This window comes from Wolbachia endosymbiont of Drosophila bocki, assembly GCF_028982005.1.
Taxonomy (GTDB): Bacteria; Pseudomonadota; Alphaproteobacteria; order Rickettsiales; family Anaplasmataceae; genus Wolbachia; species Wolbachia pipientis.
In genome coordinates this window covers 1-1,085 of record NZ_JAPQLG010000076.1, presented here as the reverse complement: position 1 = coordinate 1,085, position 1,085 = coordinate 1, and the positions used below count along the sequence as shown (strand labels likewise).

Annotated in this window: 1 pseudogene; it reads left to right on the top strand. The window is 34.7% G+C overall.

The features are described 5' to 3' along the window. Positions 1 to 211 precede the first annotated feature (211 nt). A pseudogene (locus OZD61_RS01490) lies at positions 212 to 1,025 on the top strand (IS4 family transposase); the annotation flags it as partial. Between the last annotated feature and the right edge of the window lie 60 nt (positions 1,026 to 1,085).

Here is a 1,085-nt window from a genome sequence, read left to right as displayed (position 1 = left end):
ATGAATTTTGTCAGTAACTGCCAGTTCTTTTCACTTGAGCGATGCAACAAAGCCCACTGGGATCCAGTTTCACCTTGTGATGGTGTCATGAAAGTAGCTGACACTGGTTTCCATCCAAGACGGTGTCATTCCTTACTATTACCCACAAATATAAATGGACTAAAAAGTAAAATATTACAATATTAAAGTTTGCAAATATTGAGGGTGTAAAATGGCAAGTAAAAGTAGTGAATGGGCTAAAAATGAATTTGGAGATAAAAGGTTAACTGAGCGATTAGTAAAGATTGCTGATGTGTTTGACAAAATTACCTGAAAGTTAGATTAATCAAGCATGTGAAAGTTGGTCAGAAGCAAAAGCAGCATATCGTTTTTTTTAAAATGAAAACGTAAAAGAAGTCGATATTCTAGCTTCACACATTGATAAAACAGTTGAGAGAACAAAAGCTCACAAGAGGGTTCTTGTCATTCAAGATACCAGTTACATTGTATATAATAACCATAAAAAAACAAGCGGATTAGCAAATTTGTCCAGTTATGATACTGCAAAAGGTATTATAATGCATACAGCTCTTGCCGTTAGTATAGAAGGTTTGGTACTAGGGATACTAGATCAAAAAGTTTATTCAAGACCTGAAGAAACTGAGAACCTTAAAAAAAAGAGCGATCGCATTGAAGATAAAGAAAGCGTAAAGTGGTTGGAAATTTTAAGAAAAACAAATAATATTACTGATCCAACTCAAACTGAGACTATAACTGTATGCGATAGAGAAGCAGATATATATGACTTTTTTGAGCTTGCACATAGTCTTAATTCGGCAGTGCTAGTTGGAGCATGCAGAGATAGAGCAGTAAATAGAAAATCTCGATATCCTGAAAAAGGTGAGCAGAAGTTATGGGCATTTATTAAATCCTCTCATTGTGCAGGTACGGTAGAAGTTGAAGTTCCTGTAAAAGATAATAAGCCAAAAAGAACAGCACGTTTGGAAGTTAGATTTGGAAAGTTTATGATGAATCCATCTAAGAACCTGTTTAAAATCTTCGTAATAGGAGAGAAATGAAGGAAAGGACAATCATTTGCAAGCTGG